At 60.5% G+C, this 23192-nt stretch carries 20 protein-coding genes; 10 read left to right on the top strand and 10 right to left on the bottom strand.

Annotated elements, in window-relative coordinates:
• Positions 1–72: 72 nt before the first annotated feature.
• The 3 genes from PMI23_RS02525 to PMI23_RS02515 are packed head-to-tail and all read right to left on the bottom strand — an operon-like array spanning position 73 to position 2083.
• Complete coding sequence (locus tag PMI23_RS02525) at positions 73–690, bottom strand: TPM domain-containing protein (RefSeq protein ID WP_007916305.1); 618 nt, start codon at positions 688–690, stop codon at positions 73–75.
• 33 nt (positions 691–723) lie between these two features.
• The gene (locus PMI23_RS02520) at positions 724–1461 is read right to left on the bottom strand and encodes a TPM domain-containing protein (RefSeq protein WP_007916303.1); all 738 of its coding nucleotides are present in this window, start codon (positions 1459–1461) and stop codon (positions 724–726) included.
• 13 nt (positions 1462–1474) lie between these two features.
• Positions 1475–2083, bottom strand: a complete 609-nt coding sequence (locus PMI23_RS02515; RefSeq protein WP_007916301.1) for a LemA family protein — start codon at positions 2081–2083, stop codon at positions 1475–1477.
• A 261-nt stretch (positions 2084–2344) separates the two neighbouring features.
• On the opposite strand from PMI23_RS02515, the gene bglX reads away from it, so the two are divergent.
• Entirely contained in the window at positions 2345–4636 is a 2292-nt protein-coding gene (gene bglX / locus PMI23_RS02510; RefSeq protein ID WP_007916298.1) for a beta-glucosidase BglX, read from the top strand.
• Positions 4637–4768: 132 nt separating this feature from the next.
• Here bglX and PMI23_RS02505 read toward each other — a convergent pair whose 3' ends face one another.
• From PMI23_RS02505 to PMI23_RS02485, 5 genes are all read right to left on the bottom strand, one after another.
• The gene (locus PMI23_RS02505; protein ID WP_007916296.1) at positions 4769–5926 is read right to left on the bottom strand and encodes a phospholipase D-like domain-containing protein; all 1158 of its coding nucleotides are present in this window, start codon (positions 5924–5926) and stop codon (positions 4769–4771) included.
• A 1-nt stretch (position 5927) separates the two neighbouring features.
• Complete coding sequence (locus PMI23_RS02500) at positions 5928–6518, bottom strand: YceI family protein (protein WP_007916295.1); 591 nt, start codon at positions 6516–6518, stop codon at positions 5928–5930.
• A 219-nt stretch (positions 6519–6737) separates the two neighbouring features.
• Positions 6738–7052, bottom strand: coding sequence for a hypothetical protein (locus PMI23_RS02495; RefSeq protein ID WP_007916294.1), 315 nt, complete (start codon positions 7050–7052; stop codon positions 6738–6740).
• Positions 7049–8122, bottom strand: a complete 1074-nt coding sequence (locus PMI23_RS02490) for a serine hydrolase domain-containing protein (protein WP_007916293.1) — start codon at positions 8120–8122, stop codon at positions 7049–7051. The genes PMI23_RS02495 and PMI23_RS02490 overlap by 4 nt, the downstream gene beginning before the upstream one ends.
• A 166-nt stretch (positions 8123–8288) precedes the next feature.
• The gene (locus PMI23_RS02485) at positions 8289–9167 is read right to left on the bottom strand and encodes an acyl-CoA dehydrogenase family protein (RefSeq protein ID WP_007916292.1); all 879 of its coding nucleotides are present in this window, start codon (positions 9165–9167) and stop codon (positions 8289–8291) included.
• 153 nt (positions 9168–9320) lie between these two features.
• Between PMI23_RS02485 and olsB the strand changes: the two genes are divergently transcribed.
• Together olsB and PMI23_RS02475 are read left to right on the top strand one after the other, a co-directional pair.
• A complete protein-coding gene (gene olsB / locus PMI23_RS02480; RefSeq protein WP_007916280.1) occupies positions 9321–10076 on the top strand; it encodes an L-ornithine N(alpha)-acyltransferase in 756 nt (251 codons plus the stop codon).
• The gene (locus tag PMI23_RS02475) at positions 10076–10867 is read left to right on the top strand and encodes a lysophospholipid acyltransferase family protein (protein WP_007916278.1); all 792 of its coding nucleotides are present in this window, start codon (positions 10076–10078) and stop codon (positions 10865–10867) included. Before olsB ends, PMI23_RS02475 begins: the two co-directional genes overlap by 1 nt.
• Positions 10868–10991: 124 nt before the next feature.
• Here PMI23_RS02475 and PMI23_RS02470 read toward each other — a convergent pair whose 3' ends face one another.
• Positions 10992–11570: an acyl carrier protein phosphodiesterase gene (locus tag PMI23_RS02470; RefSeq protein WP_007917067.1), complete on the bottom strand. Its 579-nt coding sequence runs from the start codon at positions 11568–11570 to the stop codon at positions 10992–10994.
• Between the two features lie 170 nt (positions 11571–11740).
• Here PMI23_RS02470 and PMI23_RS02465 point away from each other — a divergent pair, with 170 nt between their 5' ends.
• From PMI23_RS02465 to PMI23_RS02455, 3 genes are read left to right on the top strand one after another with little or no spacing between them, the layout of a single operon-like run.
• Entirely contained in the window at positions 11741–12043 is a 303-nt protein-coding gene (locus PMI23_RS02465; protein ID WP_007917068.1) for an ArsR/SmtB family transcription factor, read from the top strand.
• Between the two features lie 34 nt (positions 12044–12077).
• Positions 12078–13244, top strand: a complete 1167-nt coding sequence (locus PMI23_RS02460; protein WP_007917078.1) for an MFS transporter — start codon at positions 12078–12080, stop codon at positions 13242–13244.
• A 28-nt stretch (positions 13245–13272) separates the two neighbouring features.
• A complete protein-coding gene (locus tag PMI23_RS02455; RefSeq protein WP_007917079.1) occupies positions 13273–14322 on the top strand; it encodes an alkene reductase in 1050 nt (349 codons plus the stop codon).
• Positions 14323–14719: 397 nt separating this feature from the next.
• Here PMI23_RS02455 and emhR read toward each other — a convergent pair whose 3' ends face one another.
• Positions 14720–15352: an efflux system transcriptional repressor EmhR gene (emhR, locus tag PMI23_RS02450; protein ID WP_007917080.1), complete on the bottom strand. Its 633-nt coding sequence runs from the start codon at positions 15350–15352 to the stop codon at positions 14720–14722.
• A gap of 266 nt (positions 15353–15618) precedes the next feature.
• On the opposite strand from emhR, the gene PMI23_RS02445 reads away from it, so the two are divergent.
• The 4 genes from PMI23_RS02445 (at position 15619) to PMI23_RS02430 (ending at position 23088) form a co-directional block, all read left to right on the top strand.
• Positions 15619–16776 carry an efflux RND transporter periplasmic adaptor subunit gene (locus PMI23_RS02445; protein WP_007917081.1) on the top strand — a complete coding sequence of 386 codons (1158 nt, stop codon included), beginning with the start codon at positions 15619–15621 and terminating at the stop codon, positions 16774–16776.
• Between the two features lie 3 nt (positions 16777–16779).
• Complete coding sequence (gene emhB, locus PMI23_RS02440; protein ID WP_007917083.1) at positions 16780–19929, top strand: efflux RND transporter permease subunit EmhB; 3150 nt, start codon at positions 16780–16782, stop codon at positions 19927–19929.
• A complete protein-coding gene (gene emhC / locus PMI23_RS02435) occupies positions 19926–21386 on the top strand; it encodes an efflux RND transporter outer membrane subunit EmhC (protein ID WP_007917089.1) in 1461 nt (486 codons plus the stop codon). Before emhB ends, emhC begins: the two co-directional genes overlap by 4 nt.
• A gap of 442 nt (positions 21387–21828) precedes the next feature.
• Entirely contained in the window at positions 21829–23088 is a 1260-nt protein-coding gene (locus PMI23_RS02430; RefSeq protein WP_007917090.1) for an OprD family porin, read from the top strand.
• Positions 23089–23192: the final 104 nt, after the last annotated feature.

The raw sequence follows: 23192 nt of genomic DNA, 5'->3' as shown, positions 1-23192 counted from the left end.
TCCGACGTTTCGGGAGGGCTGGGCGGGCGGCGTTCCGATGAGGGTTTGGATCTAAAACAGGAAAAAAGTACTTCAGCCCAACACCACCAACCGATTCGGCAACTCATTCCTCACCTGCGTCACCGGCACATGCACTTTCAGCAACTCCCCACACGCCTCGATACACGTCACAAATCCTTCCAGCGTGCGCCCCTGCCTGACCTGCTCGGTAAACGCCGCGACAATCGCATCCCAGGATTTATTATCGAGCCGTTTGGAAATCCCCTCATCCACCAGAATCTCCACATAACGCTCAGCTTCACACACAAAAATCAGCATTCCCGTGCTGCCCACCGTGTGGTGCAGGTTCTGCTCGAGAAACTGCCGCCGCGCCAGGTTCGACGCGCGCCAGTGCCGTACGCGGCGGGGAATCAGATGGGTGGTGATTTTCGGCAAACGAAACAGCAGGCACAGCACGATAAACGCGCCCCATTGCACCAGCAGCAGACTGCGCAGGGTCAGCCAGCCGGTCAGGTAGTGCACGACGCCCGGCACCACCAGCGCCAACAGGCTCGCCCACAGCAGCGGGATGTACGCGTAGTCATCAGCGCGCGCCGCGAGCACCGTTACCAGTTCGGCGTCGGTGTCGCGCTCGACCCGGGCAATCGCCTCGGCGACTTTGCGTTGTTCGTGTTCGGTCAGTAGTGCCATGTTGAAAAGTGCCTGCTCATTATTCTTCTGATTTCACCAGCCGCCGGACGAACCACCGCCGCCGAAACTGCCCCCGCCGCCGCTGAAGCCCCCGCCTCCACCGCCGCCGCCAAAACCGCCCCCTCCTCCGGAGCCACCCCGGCCGGCAGGCAGGATACCGAGCATCTGGCAGACAAACACCGTCAGGATGAACAACATCACCAAAAACACGAACAATCCCGGGTGCCGCGAGATGAAATCATCGGACGGATCACCACTGGACTCATAAACCGTCGATGGCTCATCCAGCGGATTACCACCGAGCACCACCAGCATCGCCGCGACGCCGTCGCTGATGCCTTTGCTGAAGTTGCCGCTTTTGAATGCAGGAGTGATGACTTGATGAATGATCACTGAAGTCTGCGCGTCGGTCAGCCGGTCTTCGAGGCCATAACCGACTTCGATGCGCAGTTTGCGCTCGTCACGGGCAACGATCAGCAGCGCGCCGTTGTTCTTGTCCTTCTGACCGATGGCCCAATGTCGACCGAGCTGAACGCCGAAGTCCTCGATGGTTGTGCCTTGCAGATCCGGCAGCGTGACCACGACTAACTGCTCGCCGGTCGCCTGCTCGTGGGCCTGCAACTGCTGGCTCAGTTGCGCACGCACCGATGGCTCGAGCATCTGCGCTTCGTCCACCACCCGCCCGCTCAGCGCCGGGAACGTCAACTCGGCGTGGGCGCTGAAGGCTAATACCCACAGCACCAACACCAGGCCCATTTTCAACACGCGCATGGACAACCTCGAATCAGAATTTCACTTCCGGGGCCTTTTCCGCGCCGGGCGTGGTGGCTTCGAAGGTTTCGCGGATCGGCAGATCGCTGTACATCACGCTGTGCCAGAGGCGACCGGGAAAGGTGCGGATCTCGGTGTTGTATTTCTGCACCGCCAGAATGAAATCGCGGCGTGCCACGGCAATGCGGTTTTCCGTGCCTTCCAGTTGCGATTGCAGGGCGAGGAAGTTCTGGTTGGCTTTCAGGTCCGGATAACGCTCGGAGACCACCATCAAACGGCTCAATGCGCCGCTTAGTTGATCCTGCGCCTGCTGGAACTGCTTGAGCTTCTCGGGATTGTCGAGAGTGCTGGCGTCGACCTGAATCGACGTGGCTTTCGCCCGCGCCTCAATCACTGCCGTGAGAGTTTCCTCTTCATGCTTGGCGTAACCCTTGACCGTCTCCACCAGATTGGGGATCAGGTCGGCACGGCGCTGGTACTGGTTCTGCACCTGGCCCCATGCGGCTTTGGCCTGTTCGTCGAGGGTCGGGATATTGTTGATGCCGCACGCGGTCAACAGCGTGGCCAGCACCAGCAGTGTGGCGACCTGCAAACGTGAGCGATTGGTTGGGCTTACATTCATCGCGGTGATGCTCCTTGGCACATATCATTATAAAAACCGAGCGCGAAACATTCTCAGCGGGCTCTTGGGGCATAATCGGCCGCGTCGCTGGATTACGACGGGGCAATGGGCTAAAAAGTGCCCTGCGTGATCATGCGGCCAAGTGTCGGCTGCCGTTTTTGGCTCTGTTTCTTTGAGCCTGTACCCGAACAACAATAGTCGCTCCCTAAATTTTGGCTGGCCGGCGTTGCATCGCCGCTTGGGCCCTTGAGAAAACTATTCATGAAGAAGCTGTGTTTGCTGGGTCTGTTCGTCAGCCTGGCCAGTCATCAAGTATTGGCCGCCACGACCCCGGTACCCCTGGAAAACAAGGATGCGTTCATCAGCAACCTGATGAACCAGATGACCCTCGATGAAAAGATCGGCCAGTTGCGCCTGATCAGCATCGGCCCGGAAATGCCCCGCGAGCTGATCCGCAAAGAGATCGCTGCCGGCAATATCGGCGGCACGTTCAACTCGATTACCCGCCCGGAAAACCGGCCGATGCAGGACGCTGCGATGCGCAGCCGCCTGAAGATTCCGATGTTTTTTGCGTACGACGTGATCCACGGTCACCGTACGATTTTCCCGATTCCGCTGGCCCTCGCGTCGAGCTGGGACATGGATGCCATCGGCCAATCCGGTCGCGTGGCCGCCAAAGAAGCCGCCGCCGACAGCCTCGACATTACCTTCGCGCCGATGGTCGACATCTCCCGCGACCCGCGCTGGGGCCGTAGCTCCGAAGGTTTCGGTGAAGATACCTACCTGACCTCGCGCATTGCCGGCGTCATGGTTCGCGCCTATCAGGGCGCTACCCCGAGCGCGGCTGACAGCATCATGGCCAGCGTCAAGCACTTCGCCCTGTACGGCGCGGTCGAGGGCGGTCGCGACTACAACACCGTCGACATGAGCCCGGTGAAGATGTACCAGGATTACCTGCCGCCGTACCGCGCTGCGATCGATGCTGGCGCCGGTGGCGTGATGGTTGCGCTGAACTCGATCAACGGCATTCCGGCCACGGCCAACACTTGGCTGATGAATGATCTGCTGCGCAGGGACTGGGGTTTCAAAGGCCTGGCGGTCAGCGACCACGGTGCGATCTTCGAACTGATCAAGCACGGCGTGGCCCGCGACGGTCGTGAAGCGGCGAAGCTGGCAATCAAGGCCGGCATCGACATGAGCATGAACGACACCCTGTACGGCAAAGAGCTGCCGGGGCTGCTCAAGTCTGGCGAGATCGAACAGAAAGACATCGACAACGCCGTGCGTGAAGTGCTCGCGGCCAAGTACGACATGGGCCTGTTCAAGGACCCGTACCTGCGCATCGGCAAGGCTGAAGATGATCCGGCCGACACCTACGCCGAGAGCCGTCTGCACCGTGCCGAGGCCCGCGAAGTCGCGCGTCGCAGCATGGTGCTGCTGAAGAACCAGAACGAAACGCTGCCACTGAAGAAAGACGCGAAAGTCGCACTGGTCGGCCCGCTGGCCAAAGCGCCGATCGACATGATGGGCAGTTGGGCGGCCGCCGGGCGCCCTGCGCAATCGGTGACGCTGTTCGATGGCATGAGTTCGGTGATCGGCAACAAGTCGAACCTGATCTACGCTCGTGGCGCCAACATCACCAGCGACAAGAAGGTGCTCGACTACCTGAACTTCCTCAACTTTGATGCGCCGGAAGTGGTCGACGATCCGCGCCCGGCCAACGTGCTGATCGACGAAGCAGTGAAAGCTGCCAAGGATGCTGACGTGATCGTTGCAGCGGTAGGTGAATCCCGTGGCATGTCTCACGAATCCTCCAGCCGCACCGACCTGAACATCCCGGAAACCCAGCGCGAGCTGATCCGCGCGCTGAAAGCCACCGGCAAACCGCTGGTATTGGTGCTGATGAACGGCCGTCCACTGACCATTCTCGAAGAGAACCAGTCGGCTGACGCGATTCTGGAAACCTGGTTCAGCGGCACCGAGGGCGGCAACGCCATAGCCGACGTGCTGTTCGGCGACTACAACCCGTCGGGCAAACTGCCGGTGACTTTCCCGCGCTCCGTGGGCCAGATCCCGACTTACTACAACCACCTGAGTATTGGCCGGCCGTTCACGCCGGGCAAACCGGGCAACTACACCTCGCAGTATTTCGATGACACGACTGGCCCGCTGTTCCCGTTCGGGTATGGCCTGAGCTACACGCAATTCGCCCTGAGCGACATGGCGCTGTCGTCGACCACCCTGAACGCCACCGGCAAGCTCGACGCCAGCGTCATGGTGAAAAACACCGGCAAGCGCGACGGCGAAACCGTGGTGCAGTTGTACATCCAGGATGTCACCGGCTCGATGATCCGCCCGGTGAAAGAACTGAAGAACTTCCAGAAAATCATGCTCAAGGCCGGTGAACAGAAAGTCGTGCACTTCACCATCAGCGAGGATGACCTGAAATTCTATAACGCCCAGCTCAAATATGCGGCAGAGCCTGGCAAGTTCAACGTGCAGATCGGCCTGGATTCCCAGGACGTGACGCAGCAGAGCTTTGAACTTCTGTAATTTTTCAGGCAACACATAAACCTGTGGGAGCTGGCTTGCCAGCGATGAGGCCGGCACATTCAACATCTCTGTTGACTGATACTCCGCCATCGCTGGCAAGCCAGCTCCCACAGTGTTTTTTTGGTGTAGCAACTATCCCCGGCGATCCAGCAGATTGACCACCACCCGATCCACCCAGCCCCACACCCGCTGCTTGACCCGCCGCCACAACGGCCGGCGCCGCCACTCTTCCAGACTCACTTGCTGACTCAGCCCGAAGTCCTTGACGAAACTCGCCTCTACCGCTGCCGTTAATGACGGATCCAGCGCCTCCAGATTTGCCTCCAGATTGAAGCGCAGGTTCCAGTGATCGAAGTTGCACGAACCGATGCTCACCCAATCGTCGACCAGCACCATTTTCAAATGCAGAAAGCACGGCTGGTATTCGAAGATCCGCACCCCCGCCTTAAGCAGTCGTGGGTAGTAGCGATGCCCGGCGTAGCGCACTGACGGATGATCGGTGCGCGGCCCGGTGAGCAGCAGCCGCACATCGACACCGCGCGCAGCAGCCTTGCGCAGGGAACGGCGGATTTTCCACGTTGGCAGGAAGTACGGTGTGGCCATCCAGATGCGTTTTTGTCCGCTGTTCAAGGCGCGAAACAGCGATTGCAGAATGTCGCGGTGCTGGCGGGCATCGGCATACGCCACGCGGCCCATGCCCTCGCCCTTGTCCGGCACCCGAGGCAGGCGCGGCAGACCGAAATGCGCGGCCGGGCGCCAGGCGCGGCGATAACGGTTGGCGATCCACTGACGGTCGAACAGCAATTGCCAGTCGATCACCAGCGGGCCGCGGATCTCGACCATCACTTCGTGCCATTCGCTGCTGTCATGGCCCGGCGTCCAGAACTCATCGGTGACACCGGTGCCACCGACCACCGCGAGACATTGATCGACCAGCAGTAATTTGCGGTGATCACGATAGAAATTACCGATCCAGCGCCGCCAGCTCAGGCGATTGTAGAAACGTAGTTCGACTCCAGCGTGTGTCAGGCGCTGACGCAGATTGAGCGTAAACGCCAGGCTGCCGTAATCATCGAACAGGCACCGCACACGCACGCCACGTTCGGCCGCCAGCACCAGCGCTTGCACGATGGTTTCGGCGCAGGCGCCGGCCTCGACCAGATACAGTTCGAGTTCGATCTGCTCCTGCGCGCCAGCGATCTGCTCGAGCATGCGCGGAAAGAAATGCGGGCCGTCGATCAACAGTTCGAACCGGTTGCCATCCCGCCACGGGAACACCGCGCCGCGCATGTCAGCGCGCCGTGAAGATCAGCACCGCACCCACCGGCACCGACAGACTGATCGCCGACAGATCGGCGAGTTTGCGCAGACTTTCCAGCCCCGGCACGAGATCGAAATCTTCAGCGTTGATCACCAGCGGCTCGAGGGTGACCACTTGAAAACGACGATCATCGAGACGCGTCGCCAGCAGTTCGGCGGGATATTCGTGTTGTTTGCCGTGCAAATTGACGGTGAGTGGCAGGCGCAATTCCAGCTGCGCACCGGGGGCCAGATCGTTGATCGGGCGCAAATCAATCTGCGTGGTGATGGTCGCTTCGGGGAATTGCTCGATCTGGAACAGCTCCTTGCGCATGCGTTCGTCGCGCAGCGGGATGCCGCTGTTGATCGAATCCAGCTCGACTTCGACTTCGGCGCGCCCATTGGGGTCGACCTTGCCGTGCAGCACCAGAAAGCGCTGCACTTCGGAAACATTGGCGTTTTTCGTGCTGACGAACGACAGCCGCGACGACTCGCCGTCCAGATACCAATTGGCCTGCGCCGGCAGCGCGACGGCGGCGAGCAGCAGGCTGGACAGGGTTGCACAGAGGGAGCGGTTGAACATTGAACACTCGTGGGGCCGATAAACCTGCACGAACCTTAACCGCCTATGCCGTTATTGCAAACTCGGTCGCCGCAAATCTATCAATTGATGAAAATCCCTGTGGGAGCTGGCTTGCCAGCGATGGCGGTGTATCAGTCACACAAATATTGCCTGTGCCGACGCAATCGCTGGCAAGCCAGCTCCCACAGGGGCCTCTGTTCACAGGAGGATTGCGGGTTTTCAGGGGTTCAGGCGGCAGCCCAAGCGTTCGCTCAACCACTGGGCGCGGTGGCTGCGGCCCATGCCGCTGACCGTGATGGTTTTGCTGGCAGGGTCATCGGTGAACTGGCTGGTCGGCAACCATTGTTTGACATAGCCACGGCAATACTCGGCATCGTTGTTCATCACATAGCGGCACGAACAATATTCCTTGGCGGTGTACGCGCTGATGATGTCGGGGAACGCCCACAGATTTTCGCGCTCGTAGACGACCCAGCCGAGCAGCAAAACCAGCAGCAACAGCAAAACCAGCAGCAACAGCAAAAAGCGCTTCATGGCCGCACCGCCTTCAGCACGCGTTTGAGCAATTCGTTGTGTCGATAACTGCCGTCGCGGTCATCGGCGTAGCGCACGATCACCAGGTTGGCGCTGGGGATTACGTACAGCGCCTGGCCCCAATGGCCAAGCGCGGCGAAGGTGTCGGGCGGTGCATCGGGCCACGGTGACAAGGCGCCATCGGCCGGACGATTGAGCCACCATTGGCCGCCGGGCACCGCTTCGTCCTGATGAGCCCTGTAACCGGCGAAGGGCTGCCGATTGAAGTCGACCCAGTCCTTGGGCAGCAGTTGCCGATCGTTCCAGCGCCCGTCACGGCCCATCAACAGCCCGACGCGCGCCAGATCCCTTGCCGTCAGGTAAGCGTAAGACGACGCGACAAACGTGCCGCTGGCATCGGTCTCCCAAACAGCGTGGCGAATGCCCAACGGCCCGAACAACGCCTCCCACGGATAATCCGCATAACGCTGCGGGCCGACGATCGTTTTCAACGCTGCCGCCAAGAGATTGCTGTCGCCACTGGAATAGCGGAAGGCCTGCCCCGGTTCGGCGTAGGCATCGTGATCGGCGGTAAACGCAGCCATGTCGCGATGACCACGGGTATAGAGCATCGCCACCACCGAGGATTTCAGCGGGGCGTATTCGTAGTCTTCCTGCCAATCGATACCAGAGGCCCAGTGCAGCAGATCGGCGATTTTTATCGCCGGGTGTTTGGTCAGTGACGGGTAAAACTTCGCGGCCGGATCGTCGAGTTTGAACAGGCCCTCGCCGTAGGCCACACCGAGCACGCTGGCCATCAGGCTTTTGCTGATCGACCAGGTCAGGTGCGGGGTTTGTGCTGTGGTCGGGCCGGCGTAGCGTTCGTAGATGATCTGGCCGTCGCGGATGATCAGCAGCGCGTCGGTGCGGATGCCTTGGCGGGTGCTGTCATCGCGGGGCGGGAAGGCGTAATGATCCAGCGCCTCTGTATCGGTGACCTTCGGGCCGGTTGGCCATTCTTCACCCGGCCATTGTTCGGCGTGAACGGTGAAGGTGATCAGCAGCAGAAACAGCGACAGGCCTTTGCACATGGTGGGGGCTCATGGAAAGAACCTGCTGAGACTAGTCGGGGTTTATGACAAGTATGCGGTGTTATTTAGATTGCTATCGCGAGCAGGCGAAGGCCTACAGGGGATCGCATTTCAACTGACGAAACTCGATCAACTGTAGGCCTTCGCCTGCTCGCGATGAGGCCCTTCAGCCCGCCACCAAAGCCTTGGCCAAGCGCTTGGCCCTGGCCCCTGCGGCCAACTGCATCACCCCTTGATCGCGCTGCCACATCTGCGCCCATTCTGCCGGCCCGTCAGCCAAGGCCTGACTCACCTCCCCCTCCAGCGCCGCAAACTGCGCAAACAACCCACCCAGCAACACATGTCCGGCGGGATTGTTCGGCGGTTGCCGGCTCGCCTCGGCACACCCGGCCAACAGCGCCAGCAAACGCAATTGCAGCGCTTGCGGCCAGTCACTGTCCTGCCCGACGCCATACAGCCACGCGGTCATCGCGCTCAGCACATAAACGTCCTCCAGGGTGCGGAACGGTTTGACGTAAGCGTCCCAACCATCGCCGGCCAACAACTCGCACAACGCGTTATCAAGCTGCAGCCGACCATGGCTGATGTCCGGCATCAATGGCAGCGCCGGCAGTTTCTCTACCGTCACACCGGGCTCGCCGGGATACACCACCGCCAGACTCAAGCGCGGCGTTTCGCCGGGTGCTTCACTGCGCGCAGCGATCAGCAGCCAGTCCGCCGCATCGCCGGCCGTGACGAAATCCTTGCGCCCACTCAGGCGCAAATCGCTCAGCCGCGTGTGCATGTCAGACGGACGCAGACTGCGCTGTTCGGTCGCACACAACGCACCAAGGCTCAGCGGCGCACTCGGCCACAACATGCGCAAGGCCGCTTGATAACCGACCAGAAACGCCAGCCCCGGGGTCGCCATCCGCCGCCCGCCCGCGACCGCCAATTCGAACGGCGTGACGTTGCCCAGTTGCTGCAACAACGTCGCAAAACCCTCGGCCAGGTCAGCAACGGCGGGCAATCGGTCACGGCTGTGCAGCAGATCTGGCCAGGGCATAAGAGGCTCCTTGTGGGCTGTCATATAAGCATCACCAAAGGTTCATGGCGATGACACCGGGGCTACATAGCCTGACTTTGCACAACACGGCTGCATAAAGAAAGTCGATCGGCTGCAACCCACGACGGGTTAAAGGCCCGTACGGAGATTCACATGACTCAGATCGCCCGCATCAGCGACACCGGCAATGAACGCCGCCTGCAAGCCGAACGCCTGATCGGCGCCGAGGCTCTGCAGCAAGCCCAGGCCCTGCGCTTCAACGTCTTCAGCGGCGAGTTCAACGCCAAACTGAAAGGCGCGGAGCTGGGTCTGGACATGGATGATTATGATGTTCACTGCAGCCACATCGGCGTGCGTGATCTGAACACCGGCCGTTTGGTCGCGACCACGCGTTTGCTTGATCACACCGCCGCCAGCAGCCTCGGCAAGTTCTACAGCGAAGAAGAATTCAGCCTGCACGGCCTCGCCCATCTGCAAGGCCCGATCCTCGAAATCGGCCGCACCTGCGTCGACCCGGCGTACCGCAACGGCGGCACCATTGCGGTGTTGTGGGGCGAGTTGGCCGAAGTGCTGAATCAGGGCGGCTACAGCTATCTGATGGGTTGCGCGAGCATCCCCATGCAGGACGGCGGCATCCAGGCCCACGCGATCATGCAGCGCCTGCGCGAACGTTATCTGTGCACCGAACACCTGCGCGCCGAGCCGAAAAATCCGCTGCCGACGCTGGATATTCCATCGAACGTGATCGCGGAAATGCCGCCACTGCTCAAGGCTTATATGCGTCTGGGCGCGAAGATCTGCGGCGAGCCGTGCTGGGACGAAGATTTCCAGGTCGCCGACGTGTTTATCCTGCTCAAGCGCGACGAACTCTGCCCGCGCTACGCCAAGCACTTCAAGGCGGCCGTGTGATGAGCCGGTTGCGCGTATACGCGCGGATCGCGCGGGTGCTGCTGGTGGTGGCGCTGGGGTTGACCATGGCCAGCGTCTTTGGCGTGTTTGAACGCATTGGCCTGGCGCATTCGATGGAGCGGCGTCAGCGCTGGTCGCGCTTCTTCATGGCGCGCCTGAGCAACGCCCTGCCCTTTCGGGTGACGGTGCACGGTGAGCTGCCGAAGCAGCCGATGCTGTGGGTCAGCAATCATGTGTCGTGGACCGACATTCCGTTGCTCGGCATGCTGACGCCGCTGTCGTTTCTGTCCAAGGCCGAAGTGCGCACCTGGCCGGTGGCCGGTTGGCTCGCGGCGAAGGCCGGCAGCCTGTTCATCCGTCGCGGTTCGGGCGACAGCCAGTTGATCCGCAAGCAGATGACCCGTCATCTGCAAACCGAGCATGCGTTGCTGATGTTTCCGGAAGGCACCACCACCGATGGCCGTTCGCTGCGCACCTTTCACGGCCGTTTGCTGGCGGCGGCGATTGATTCCGACGTGATGCTGCAACCGGTGGCGATTCGTTATCTGCGTGACGGCGAAATCGACTCGCTGGCGCCGTTCATTGGTGATGATGATCTGCTCTCGCACCTGATGCGCCTGTTCAGCAATGATTGCGGCGATGTTGAAGTGCACTTGCTCAAGCCGATGGCCTGTCAGGGACGAGAGCGTGCTGCGCTGGCGTTTGAAGCGCAGCAGGCGGTGCAGAAGGCGTTGTTTGGCGCAATTCCGGAAACCCTACAATCCCCAATGCGTCCGGCAATCGCTGCCTGAAATACAAATCCTGAAATCGCCTTGGCCCCTGTGGGAGCTGGCTTGCCAGCGATAGCGGTAGACCAGCCGACACGAATGTTGAATGTGCTGACGCCATCGCTGGCAAGCCAGCTCCCACAGGGATTCAGGGTGTTGGTGGGGATTGGGCGAAGTCCTGGAGTTGCGGGTAGAAGAGCCGGAAGTCTTCACTGAGCGGCTCATACAACCGCCGCAATTCCTGCATCGCACCCGCCAGTTCCTCCGGCCGGCTCAGTCGCCGCGAGATCCCGCGCAACACCTGCTCCAGCACTTCAAATTCCTGATACGAACCCAGCCAGTCATTGGCGACCATGTGCGGGGCAATCTTCGCCAGTCGCTCGGGCAGTTGCCGCTCGCGGGTCAGAACCCGATAAACGTCAGCGGTGAAAACCTCCAGCGGCTGATCGGCATACAGCCGCCAGTCCCGCGCCAGGCAATGATCGAAAAACACATCGAGCACAATCCCGGCATAACGCCGGCGCGTGTCGGAAAACCGCCCCAGGGCGATATCCACCAGCGGATGGCGATCGGTGAATACATCGATCCGTCGATGCAATTGAATGGCCGCCTCGACCTCGGGCGCAAACTGCCCTTGCAGCCGGCCTTTGACGAAGTCGCCATACAGACTGCCGAGCAGTTGCCCGGGGCGCTGGCCACCGAGGTGTAAATGTGCGAGATAGTTCATGGGCGCAGCTTAGCACTGCGGCCCATAAGCCATACACCCATGTATCGTTATAACGCGATATACCAATTTATGCTGGCGTCAGATCAAAATCATATTGGTGTATCGCGATCTAACGATTTATATTTCGCCACATCGCGATATAGCGTTGTACACATTGTGAGCACCCTGCCATGAACCTCGACCTCGACGAAATAATAAAAGCCCTGGCGCACCCAGTACGGCGAGACATCCTCAACTGGCTGAAAGACCCGAAGAACGAATTTCCGGAACAGTTGCACAACCACGAGTACGGCATCTGCGCCGGGCAGATCGATCAGCGCTGCGGTTTGTCGCAGTCGACCGTTTCTGCACACCTCGCGACGTTGCAACGCGCCGGTCTGATCAGCAGCCAGAAGGCCGGTCAATGGCACTTTTTCAAACGAAACGAGGACGTGATCCAGGCGTTCCTCAGCACCCTCAGTAAAGAGCTCTGACCCTTAACGTCAGCCAGCCGACAAGGAAACCTGCATGCCCCTCTCGCTCCTCATCCTCGCCTTGAGCGCCTTCGCCATCGGCACCACCGAATTCGTCATCATGGGCCTGCTGCCCAATGTGGCGGCTGACCTCGGTGTGTCGATCCCCGGCGCCGGCTGGCTGGTGACCGGATACGCCCTCGGCGTGGCCATCGGTGCGCCGTTCATGGCGATGGCCACGGCCAAACTGCCGCGTAAAGCAGCACTGGTGGCGTTGATGGGCATTTTTATTGTCGGCAACCTGCTCTGTGCGATTGCCAGCGATTACAACGTGCTGATGTTCGCCCGGGTGATCACTGCGCTGTGCCACGGTGCGTTCTTCGGCATCGGTTCTGTCGTCGCGGCCAATCTGGTGCCAGCGAATAAACGCGCTTCGGCAGTGGCCTTGATGTTCACCGGCCTGACCCTGGCCAACGTCCTCGGTGTACCGCTGGGCACTGCGCTGGGTCAGCAATACGGCTGGCGCTCGACCTTCTGGGCGGTGACCGTCATTGGTGTGATTGCGCTGATCGGCCTGATCCGTTTCCTGCCGGCCAAACGTGACGAAGAGAAGCTCGACATGCGCGCCGAGCTCGCCGCCCTCAAAGGTGCCGGAATCTGGCTGTCGCTGAGCATGACCGCGCTGTTCGCCGCGTCCGTCTTCACCCTGTTCACCTACGTTGCCCCGCTGCTCGGCGAAGTCACCGGTGTGTCGCCGCGTGGCGTGACCTGGACGCTGATGCTGATCGGCCTGGGCCTGACTGTCGGCAACATCATCGGCGGCAAACTCGCCGACAAGGGCATGGCCGCGACGCTGATCGGCGTGTTCATCGCCATGGCCGTGGTCTCGACCGTACTGACCTGGACCAGCGTCGCGCTGATCCCCACCGAAATCACCCTGTTCCTCTGGGCCACCGCGTGTTTTGCCGCCGTACCGGCGCTGCAAGTCAACGTGGTGACCTTCGGCAAAGCCGCACCGAATCTGGTCTCGACCCTGAACATCGGCGCCTTCAACGTCGGCAACGCCCTCGGCGCCTGGGTCGGCGGCAGTGTCATCGCTCACGGCTACGGCCTGACCAGCGTGCCACTCGCAGCCGCCGCGCTGGCCGTGCTCGCTCTGCTGGTGACCCTGATTACTTTCCGTCAGAACGGCAATGCCGATCTGGCCCCTGCTACCAACTGATTAACTTTCACCTACGAGGGTTGTAGACATGGCAACTATTTTTGATCCGATCAAACTCGGCGACATCGAACTGGCCAACCGCATCATCATGGCCCCGTTGACTCGCTGCCGCGCCGACGAAGGCCGTGTGCCGAACGCGCTGATGGCTGAATACTATGTACAGCGTGCTTCCGCTGGCCTGATCCTCAGCGAAGCCACGTCGGTGACGCCGATGGGCGTTGGCTACCCGGACACCCCGGGCATCTGGTCCAACGATCAAGTGCGCGGCTGGGCCAACGTGACCAAAGCCATTCACGGCGCTGGCGGCAAGATCTTCCTGCAACTGTGGCACGTCGGTCGCGTCTCGCACCCGTCGTACCTCAACGGTGAAGCACCGGTGGCACCGAGCGCGATCCAGCCGAAAGGTCACGTCAGCCTGGTGCGCCCACTGGCCGACTACCCAACCCCGCGTGCCCTGGAAACCGCTGAAATCGCCGACATTGTCGACGCCTACCGTACCGGTGCCGAAAACGCCAAGGCCGCCGGTTTCGACGGCGTGGAAATCCACGGCGCCAACGGTTACCTGCTCGACCAATTCCTGCAAAGCAGCACCAACCAGCGCACCGACAACTACGGCGGCTCGCTGGAAAACCGTGCACGCCTGCTGCTGGAAGTGACTGACGCCGCGATCGAAGTCTGGGGCGCCGGCCGTGTCGGTGTGCACCTGGCACCGCGCGCCGACTCCCATGACATGGGCGACGACAACCTGGCAGAAACCTTCACTTACGTGGCTCGTGAGCTGGGCAAACGCGGCATCGCGTTCATCTGCTCCCGTGAGAAAGAAGGCGCCGACAGCCTCGGCCCGCAACTGAAAGAAGCCTTTGGCGGCCCGTACATCGCCAACGAACGCTTCACCAAGGACAGCGCTAATGAGTGGCTGGCCAGCGGCAAGGCTGATGCCGTGGCGTTTGGTGTGCCGTTCATTGCCAACCCGGATCTGCCGGCGCGCTTGAAGGCGGATGCGCCGTTGAATGATGCGCGTCCAGAGCTGTTCTATGCCAAGGGTCCGGTCGGCTACATCGACTATCCGACGCTGTAATAGGCAACACGCAGAAACGCGAAAGCCCCCGACTTGTGAGAGTCGGGGGCTTTTTTTGTGTTCGCCGGGAGAGCGATTGCGCGGCTGAGTACGTAGACCCTCATCGGAACGCCGCCCGCCCAGCCCTCTCCAGAGGGAGAGGGAGCCGATCTGTATGCCTTTCAAATCTGGAGTTCGACCTGATATCTCAGGTCGGCGTATCTCGAAAGAACACCTCGGTCAGTCCCCTCTACCTCTGGGAGAGGGCTAGGGTGAGGGCAAGCGGCTCACACTCATTCACACAGAAGACACAAATTCCCTACAAAATGCGTAGCTCGCTACGTTTAAACTCGCCCCGCTGCGAAGCTATATAAAGGCAGGCCAATTGACATAGGCTGTGCCAATTACGCATTTTGTTTCATTTGCGCAGGCTGGGGCTCAGGCGCAGCATATCCAACCCTGTATCGACCCAACGTTCGGCCTCGGCATGCAGCTCAAAGCTGTCCGGCGCCAGAAGCCATCCATACAGAAGGCCATCGATATAGCTGTGAATGCTGATGGCCGCACGGGCAGTGTCGAGATCTTCCGGCAATTGGCCGCGATTTACCGCATTACGCAACGTCAGAGCGATGCGCTCATTGCAATCGAGACTGACGTCCCTGCGCTGCTGGCGCAAATCGCACATTTCATCGGTGAACTCGCACTTATGAAACAGAATTTCGTTGATACGCCGGGTTTTCGGGTCCAGCGCAACTTGATGAAACAAATGAATCAGCAGTTGGCGCATGCAGCCCAGTGGATCGAGTTCATCTTCGCTTTCGCTGGCCCTGGCCAACTCATCCAGCGGCTCACGCAGCGAATCCAGCATGGCCTGGACCAGGTCGGCCTTGTTGCTGAAATGCCAGTAAATGGCACCGCGCGTGACCCCGGCCAAGGCCGCGATGTCGGCCAACGTCGTACGAGCGACGCCCCTTTCATAAAAGGCTTTCTCCGCCGCTTCCAGAATCTGGCTACGGGTTTCTTGAGCTTCCTCTTTGGTACGACGGACCATGACAGTAAAACCTCAAACAGGATGTTTCAGGGATGGCTGAATATCCGCTGAATAAAGAGGGGGCGATCTCTCACGGATCAGCTCCCCGGCCTACAATTTCAAACCTTGCGACGAGTTTTGTAACAGGGTGGATACGACGCCAAGGTATTTACAAACAACCATGAACGTAAGTATATTCCTTAGCAAGCTACTTATCCACCCGGTATCCTTTTTTTACCCTTACACACTTCTTGTGCGCTTTTTGCGCGCCTGACCCGAGGATCTTCATGCAATTCAAGCCAGCTGTTACCGCTCTGGTCACTGCCGTCGCCCTGGCATCGCTGCTCAGCGGATGTAAAAAGGAAGAAGCGGCACCGGCCGCTCCTCCGCCTCAGGTCGGCGTCGTCACCCTGCAACCACAAGCCTTTACCCTCACCTCCGAGCTGCCGGGTCGCACCAGTGCGTTCCGTATTGCGGAAGTTCGACCGCAGGTCAACGGCATCATTCTCAAGCGTCTGTTCAAGGAAGGCGGCGATGTCAAAGCCGGCCAACAGCTGTATCAGATCGATCCGGCGGTCTATGAAGCGACCCTGAAAAGCGCCGAAGCCAGCCTGCGTTCGACCAAGTCGATCTCCGACCGCTACAAGCAACTGGTCGACGAGCAGGCCGTGAGCCGTCAGGAATACGACACTGCCGTGTCCAACCGCATGGAATCGGAAGCGTCGCTGCAGAGCGCGCAGATCAACGTGAAATACACCAAGGTCTATGCGCCGATCTCCGGCCGCATCGGTCGTTCTTCGGTCACCGAAGGCGCACTGGTCAGCAATGGTCAGGCCGACGCAATGGCGACGATCCAGCAACTGGACCCGATCTACGTTGACGTTACCCAGTCTTCGGTTGAACTGCTGGAACTGCGCCGTGAGCTGGAAAGCGGTCGTCTGCAAAAATCCGGCGAAAACTCGGCAGCAGTCAAACTGACCCTGGAAGACGGCAGCCAGTACAAGCTCGACGGTAAGCTGGAATTCTCCGAAGTCACGGTCGACCCGACTACCGGTTCGGTGACCCTGCGTGCAGTGTTCCCGAACCCGGATCACACCCTGCTGCCAGGCATGTTCGTCCGCGCCCAGTTGCAGGCCGGTGTCAACGCCGCCGCCATTCTGGCACCGCAACAAGGCGTGACCCGCGACCTCAAAGGCACTCCGACCGCACTGGTCGTCGGCCCCGACAACAAGGTTGAACTGCGTCAGCTCAAGGCCAGCCGCACTGTCGGCAGCCAGTGGCTGATCGAAGACGGCCTGAAGGCCGGCGATCGCTTGATCACCGAAGGCCTGCAGTACGTGCGCCCAGGTGTTCAGGTCAACCCGTCCGAAGCCACTAACGTAGGCAACAAGAACCCGGCCCCCGCTCAGGCAGCTGACAAAGCCGCCGGCGGCAAAGGGGAGTAATCCATGTCAAAATTCTTCATCGACCGTCCGATTTTCGCTTGGGTAATTGCCCTGGTGATCATGCTGGTCGGGGCACTTTCGATCCTGAAACTGCCGATCAACCAGTACCCGAGCATTGCGCCGCCAGCCATTGCGATCTCCGTGACCTACCCGGGTGCTTCGGCGCAAACCGTGCAGGACACCGTGGTCCAGGTGATTGAGCAGCAGCTCAACGGTATCGACAACCTGCGTTATGTGTCCTCGGAAAGTAACTCCGACGGCAGCATGACCATCACCGCGACCTTCGAGCAAGGCACCAACTCCGACACCGCGCAGGTACAGGTTCAGAACAAGCTGAACCTGGCCACCCCGCTGTTGCCGCAGGAAGTGCAGCAACAAGGTATCCGCGTGACCAAGGCAGTGAAAAACTTCCTCTTGGTCATCGGCGTGGTATCGCGTGACGGCAGCATGACCAAGGACGACCTGTCCAACTACATCGTGTCGAACATGCAGGATCCGATTTCGCGGACCGCCGGTGTCGGTGACTTCCAGGTCTTCGGTGCCCAGTACGCGATGCGCATCTGGCTCGATCCGGCCAAGTTGAACAAGTACAACCTGACCCCGGCTGACGTCAGCTCCGCCATCTCGGCGCAGAACGTTCAGGTGTCGTCCGGTCAGCTCGGCGGTTTGCCGGCGCTGCCAGGCCAGCAACTGAACGCGACGATCATCGGCAAGACCCGTCTGCAGACCGCCGAGCAGTTCAAGGCGATTCTGCTCAAGGTCAATCAGGACGGCTCGCAAGTGCGCGTCGGCGACGTCGCCGATGTCGGTCTGGGCGGTGAGAACTCGACCATCTCGGCACAGTTCAACGGCAAGCCATCGTCCGGTCTGGCGGTGAAACTGGCCAACGGTGCCAACGCCCTCGACACCGCCAAAGCCCTGCGCAAGACGATTGACGAACTCAAGCCGTTCTTCCCGCAAGGCATGGAAGTGGTGTTCCCGTACGACACCACCCCGGTGGTAACCGAATCGATCAAAGGTGTGGTTGAAACCCTGGTCGAAGCGATCGTGCTGGTGTTCCTGGTGATGTTCCTGTTCCTGCAGAACTTCCGCGCCACCGTCATCACCACGATGACCGTGCCGGTGGTATTGCTCGGTACGTTCGGCATCCTCGCGGCGTTCGGTTTCAGCATCAACACCCTGACCATGTTCGGTATGGTGCTGGCCATCGGCTTGCTGGTGGACGACGCCATCGTCGTGGTGGAAAACGTCGAGCGGGTGATGAGCGAAGAAGGCTTGTCACCGAAGGAAGCGACCAAGAAGTCCATGGGCCAGATCCAGGGCGCACTGGTCGGTATTGCTCTGGTTCTGTCGGCGGTACTGTTGCCGATGGCGTTCTTCAGCGGTTCCACCGGTGTGATCTACAAGCAGTTCTCGATCACCATCGTCTCGGCCATGGCCCTGTCGGTACTGGTCGCGCTGATCTTCACCCCGGCGCTGTGCGCAACCATGCTCAAGGCGATTCCGAAAGGCGAGCACGGCACACCGAAAAAAGGCTTCTTCGGCTGGTTCAACCGTAACTTCGACCGTGGCGTTCGCAGCTACGAGCGCGGCGTTGGCAACATGCTGTCGCGCAAAGCCCCGTATCTGCTGGCGTATCTGCTGATCGTTGTTGGCATGATCTGGCTGTTCACCCGTATTCCGACCGCGTTCCTGCCGGAAGAAGACCAGGGCGTACTGTTCGCCCAGGTGCAAACCCCGGCCGGTTCCAGTGCCGAACGTACGCAAGTCGTGATCGACGAAATGCGTTCCTACCTGCTGGAGAAAGAATCCGGCGCGGTCGCCTCGGTGTTTACCGTGAACGGCTTCAACTTCGCCGGTCGCGGTCAGAGCTCGGGTCTGGCGTTCATCATGCTCAAACCGTGGGACGAGCGTGACGCGAGCAACAGCGTGTTCGCCCTCGCCCAGCGTGCGCAGCAACACTTCTTCAGCTTCCGCGACGCGATGGTGTTTGCTTTCGCCCCGCCAGCGGTACTGGAATTGGGTAACGCCACCGGTTTCGACGTGTTCCTGCAGGACCGCGCCGGTATCGGTCACGAAAAACTGATGGAAGCGCGCAACCAGTTCCTCGGTCTGGCAGCGCAGAGCAAGGTGCTCTATCAGGTGCGTCCGAACGGCCTGAACGACGAGCCGCAATACCACCTGGAAATCGACGATCAGAAGGCCCAGGCCCTCGGCGTGAGCATTGCCGACATCAATAGCACGCTGTCGATCTCCTTCGGTAGTAGCTACGTCAACGACTTCATCGACCGTGGTCGGGTGAAGAAGGTGTACGTGCAAGGTCAGGCCGGTGCTCGCATGAGCCCTGAAGACTTGAAGAAGTGGTACGTGCGCAACAGCGCCGGGACCATGGTGCCATTCTCCGCGTTCGCCAAGGGCGAGTGGATCTACGGATCGCCGAAGCTGGCGCGTTACAACGGTGTAGAAGCGATGGAGATCCTCGGTTCTCCGGCGCCGGGTTACTCCACCGGTGATGCGATGGCCGAAGTCGAAGCGATTGCCAAGAAGCTGCCGGCGGGTGTCGGTATCTCCTGGACCGGTCTGTCTTATGAGGAACGTCTGTCCGGCTCGCAAGCGCCGGCGCTGTACGCCCTGTCGCTGCTGATGGTGTTCCTGTGTCTGGCGGCGCTGTACGAAAGCTGGTCGATTCCGATCGCGGTTATGCTCGTGGTGCCGCTGGGGATCATCGGTGCGCTGCTGGCCACCAGCCTGCGCGGTCTGTCCAACGACGTGTACTTCCAGGTGGGGCTGTTGACGACCATCGGTCTGGCAGCTAAAAACGCCATTCTGATCGTCGAGTTCGCCAAGGAACTGCATGAACAGGGACGCAGCCTGCGGGATGCGGCGATTGAAGCCTGCCGCATGCGTCTGCGACCGATCATCATGACCTCGCTGGCCTTCGTCCTCGGTGTTGTACCGTTGGCGATCTCCACCGGCGCCGGTTCAGGCAGTCAACATGCGATCGGTACGGGCGTGATTGGCGGTATGCTCACGGCCACGATCCTGGCGATCTTCTGGGTCCCACTGTTCTTCGTTACGGTTTCGTCCCTGGGCCAGCGTAAAATCGCTGACGAGGATGAGGCTACTGAAACTCCTAAAGAGGCTGGCCAATGAGCAAGTCGCTACTCTCCATCGCAGTCGCCGCCTTCGTGCTGAGCGGTTGCTCGCTGATACCTGACTATCAGCAGCCTGAGGCTCCGGTCGCAGGTCAGTACCCGCAGGGGCCGGCGTACTCGCCGGCCCAGGCTCCGGCGCAGGCCGCTGCCGAGCAAGGCTGGAAGCAGTTTTTCCATGACCCGGCGCTGCAACAGCTGATCCAGGTGTCGCTGGAAAACAACCGCGACCTGCGTGTCGCGGCGTTGAACATCGACGCCTATGCGGCTCAATACCGCATCCAGCGCGCCGACCTGTTCCCGGCGGTTTCGGCCAATGCCAGCGGCAGCCGTCAACGTCTGCCGGCTCGCGCGTCGACGACTGGCGACTCGATGATCAGCAGTTCGTATTCCGCCACCGTCGGCATCAGCGCTTATGAACTCGACCTGTTCGGTCGCGTTCGTAGCCTGAGCGAGCAAGCGCTGCAACAATACTTCGCCACTGAAGAAGCACGCCGCAGCACCCAGATCAGTCTGGTCGCCAGCGTCGCCAACGCTTACCTGACCTGGCAAGCGGACAAGGAACTGCTCAAGCTGACCCAAGACACCCTCGGTGCCTTCGAAGAAAGCTACAAGCTGACCAGCCGCAGCAACGAAGTCGGTGTCGCTTCGGCGCTGGATCTGGCGCAGTCGCGCACCTCGGTCGAGAACGCCCGGGCACAACTGGCGCGTTACACCCGCCAAGTGGCCCAGGACGAAAACAGCCTGACCCTGCTGCTCGGCACCGGTATCCCGGCCAATCTGCAAACGGCCAAGCCGCTGGCGGATGACCTGCTCAGCGACGTACCGCCGGGGCTGCCTTCGGATCTGCTGCAACGTCGTCCGGACATTCTGCAGGCCGAGTACAACCTGAAAGCGGCCAACGCCAACATCGGCGCGGCCCGTGCAGCGTTCTTCCCGAGCATCAGCCTGACCGCCAACGCGGGTAGCCTGAGCCCGGATCTGTCCGGTTTGTTCAAGGGTGGTTCGGGGACGTGGCTGTTCCAGCCGCAGATCAACCTGCCGATCTTCAACGCCGGCAGCCTGCGCGCCAGCCTCGACTACGCCAAGATCCAAAAGGACATTGGCGTGGCGAACTACGAGAAGTCCATTCAAACGGCCTTCCAGGAAGTCGCCGACGGCCTCGCCGCCCGCCAGACCTACACCGAACAGCTGCAAGCGCAGCGTGACTTCGTGCAGGCCAACCAGGATTACTACCGCCTGGCCGAGCGTCGCTACCGCATCGGTGTCGACAGCAACCTGACCTTCCTCGATGCCCAGCGTCAGCTGTTCAGCGCGCAACAAGCGCTGATCACCGACCGCCTCGCGCAGCTGACCAGTGCGGTCAACCTGTACAAGGCATTGGGCGGTGGCTGGAATGCACAAACCGCGCAGAACGAACCGCTGAAAGAAGAAGCACCGAAGATGAAGTTGTTCTGATCATCATCAGGTGAACACAAGGAGCCCACCGATTGGTGGGCTTTTTGTTGCCTGTCTGAAAGTTGTGGTGTCTGGGCTGGCCCCATCGCTGGCAAGCCAGCTCCCACAATGTTCTGTGGTGTACCCAACATTGTGAACGACACAAAAACCTGTGGGAGCTGGCTTGCCAGCGATGAGGCCCTCCCATTCACCCAAAACCCCGAGCAAATCTTGCGTTCGATAATCGCCCAAAAACCGCTTCCGCCGATTGAATCCCCACCACCGTCCCCCGCACCATTCGATCAACAAAACCAATAACAACAGGTTCGACACCATGCTCCCGCGCCCTGCTCCGACCGGCTGACCGCCGTCGCTTCACCCCCTGAATTCATCGCATTTCTGCACCGTAAAAAACGGCCGCAGCGCACCCGTTCGCCCTAAAAAAACAAGAGAGACCCCAGCTATGACAACCTCCCCTGCGCCTTACGCATTTCCCGGTCTGATCGCCCTGGCCCTAGCCAGCGCGGCGCTGCCCGCTGCGGCTGAAGAGGCCGGTTTCATCGAAGGGGCCAAGGTCAACCTGAACCTGCGCAACTTCTACATCAACCGCAATTTCACCAACCCGACCAAAGCTCAGGGCAAGGCCGAAGAGTGGACGCAGAGCTTCATCCTCGACGCGAAATCCGGCTTCACCCAAGGCACCGTCGGTTTCGGCCTGGACGTGCTCGGCTTGTATTCGGTGAAGCTCGATGGCGGCAAAGGCACCGGCGGCACCCAATTGCTGCCACTGGATCGCGATGGACGCCCAGCGGACAACTTCGGCCGCACCAACGTCGCCTTCAAGGCCAAGCTTTCGCAGACCGAAGTGAAGGTCGGCGAGTGGATGCCGGTGCTGCCAATCCTGCGTTCGGACGACGGCCGCTCGCTGCCGCAGACCTTTCGTGGCGGGCAGATTACCTCGAAAGAAATCGACGGCCTGACCCTCTACGGCGGTCAGTTCCGCGCCAACAGCCCGCGCGACGACAGCAGCATGAGCGACATGTCGATGACCGGCAAAGCGGCGTTCACCTCTGATCGCTTCAACTTTCAGGGCGGTGAATACGTTTTCAACGAAAAACGCACACAGATCGGCCTGTGGAATGCCGAACTCAAGGACATCTACAGCCAGCAATACGTCAACCTGATTCACAGCCAGCCACTCGGCGACTGGACCCTCGGCGCTAACCTCGGCTTCTTCTATGGCAAGGACGATGGTAGCGCCCGCGCCGGCGATCTCGACAACAAGACCTGGTCGGGCATGTTCTCGGCGAAGTACGGCGGCAACACCTTCTACGTCGGCCTGCAGAAACTCACTGGCGACAGCGCCTGGATGCGGGTCAACGGCACCAGCGGCGGCACGCTGGCCAACGACAGCTACAACGCCAGTTATGACAATGCGCAGGAACGCTCCTGGCAAGTGCGCCATGACTACAACTTCGTGGCGATGGGCATCCCCGGCCTGACCCTGATGAACCGCTATATCAGCGGCGACAACGTGCACACCGGGACGATCACCGACGGTAAGGAATGGGGCCGCGAATCGGAACTGGGCTACACCGTGCAGAGCGGCGCGCTGAAGGATCTCAACGTCCGGTGGCGCAACTCGACCATGCGCCGGGACTTCAGCAACAACGAGTTCGACGAGAACCGCTTGATCGTCAGCTACCCGATCAGCCTCCTCTAAACACCGATCCACCCCTGTAGGAGCTGCCGCAGGCTGCGATCTTTTGATCTTAAAAACAAGATCAAAAGATCGCAGCCTGCGGCAGCTCCTACATTGGAACGCAT

This window comes from Pseudomonas sp. GM24 (genome assembly GCF_000282235.1).
Taxonomy (GTDB): Bacteria; Pseudomonadota; Gammaproteobacteria; order Pseudomonadales; family Pseudomonadaceae; genus Aquipseudomonas.
The sequence above is the reverse complement of the archived record's forward strand: the minus strand, read 5'-3'. Positions and strand labels throughout refer to the sequence as shown.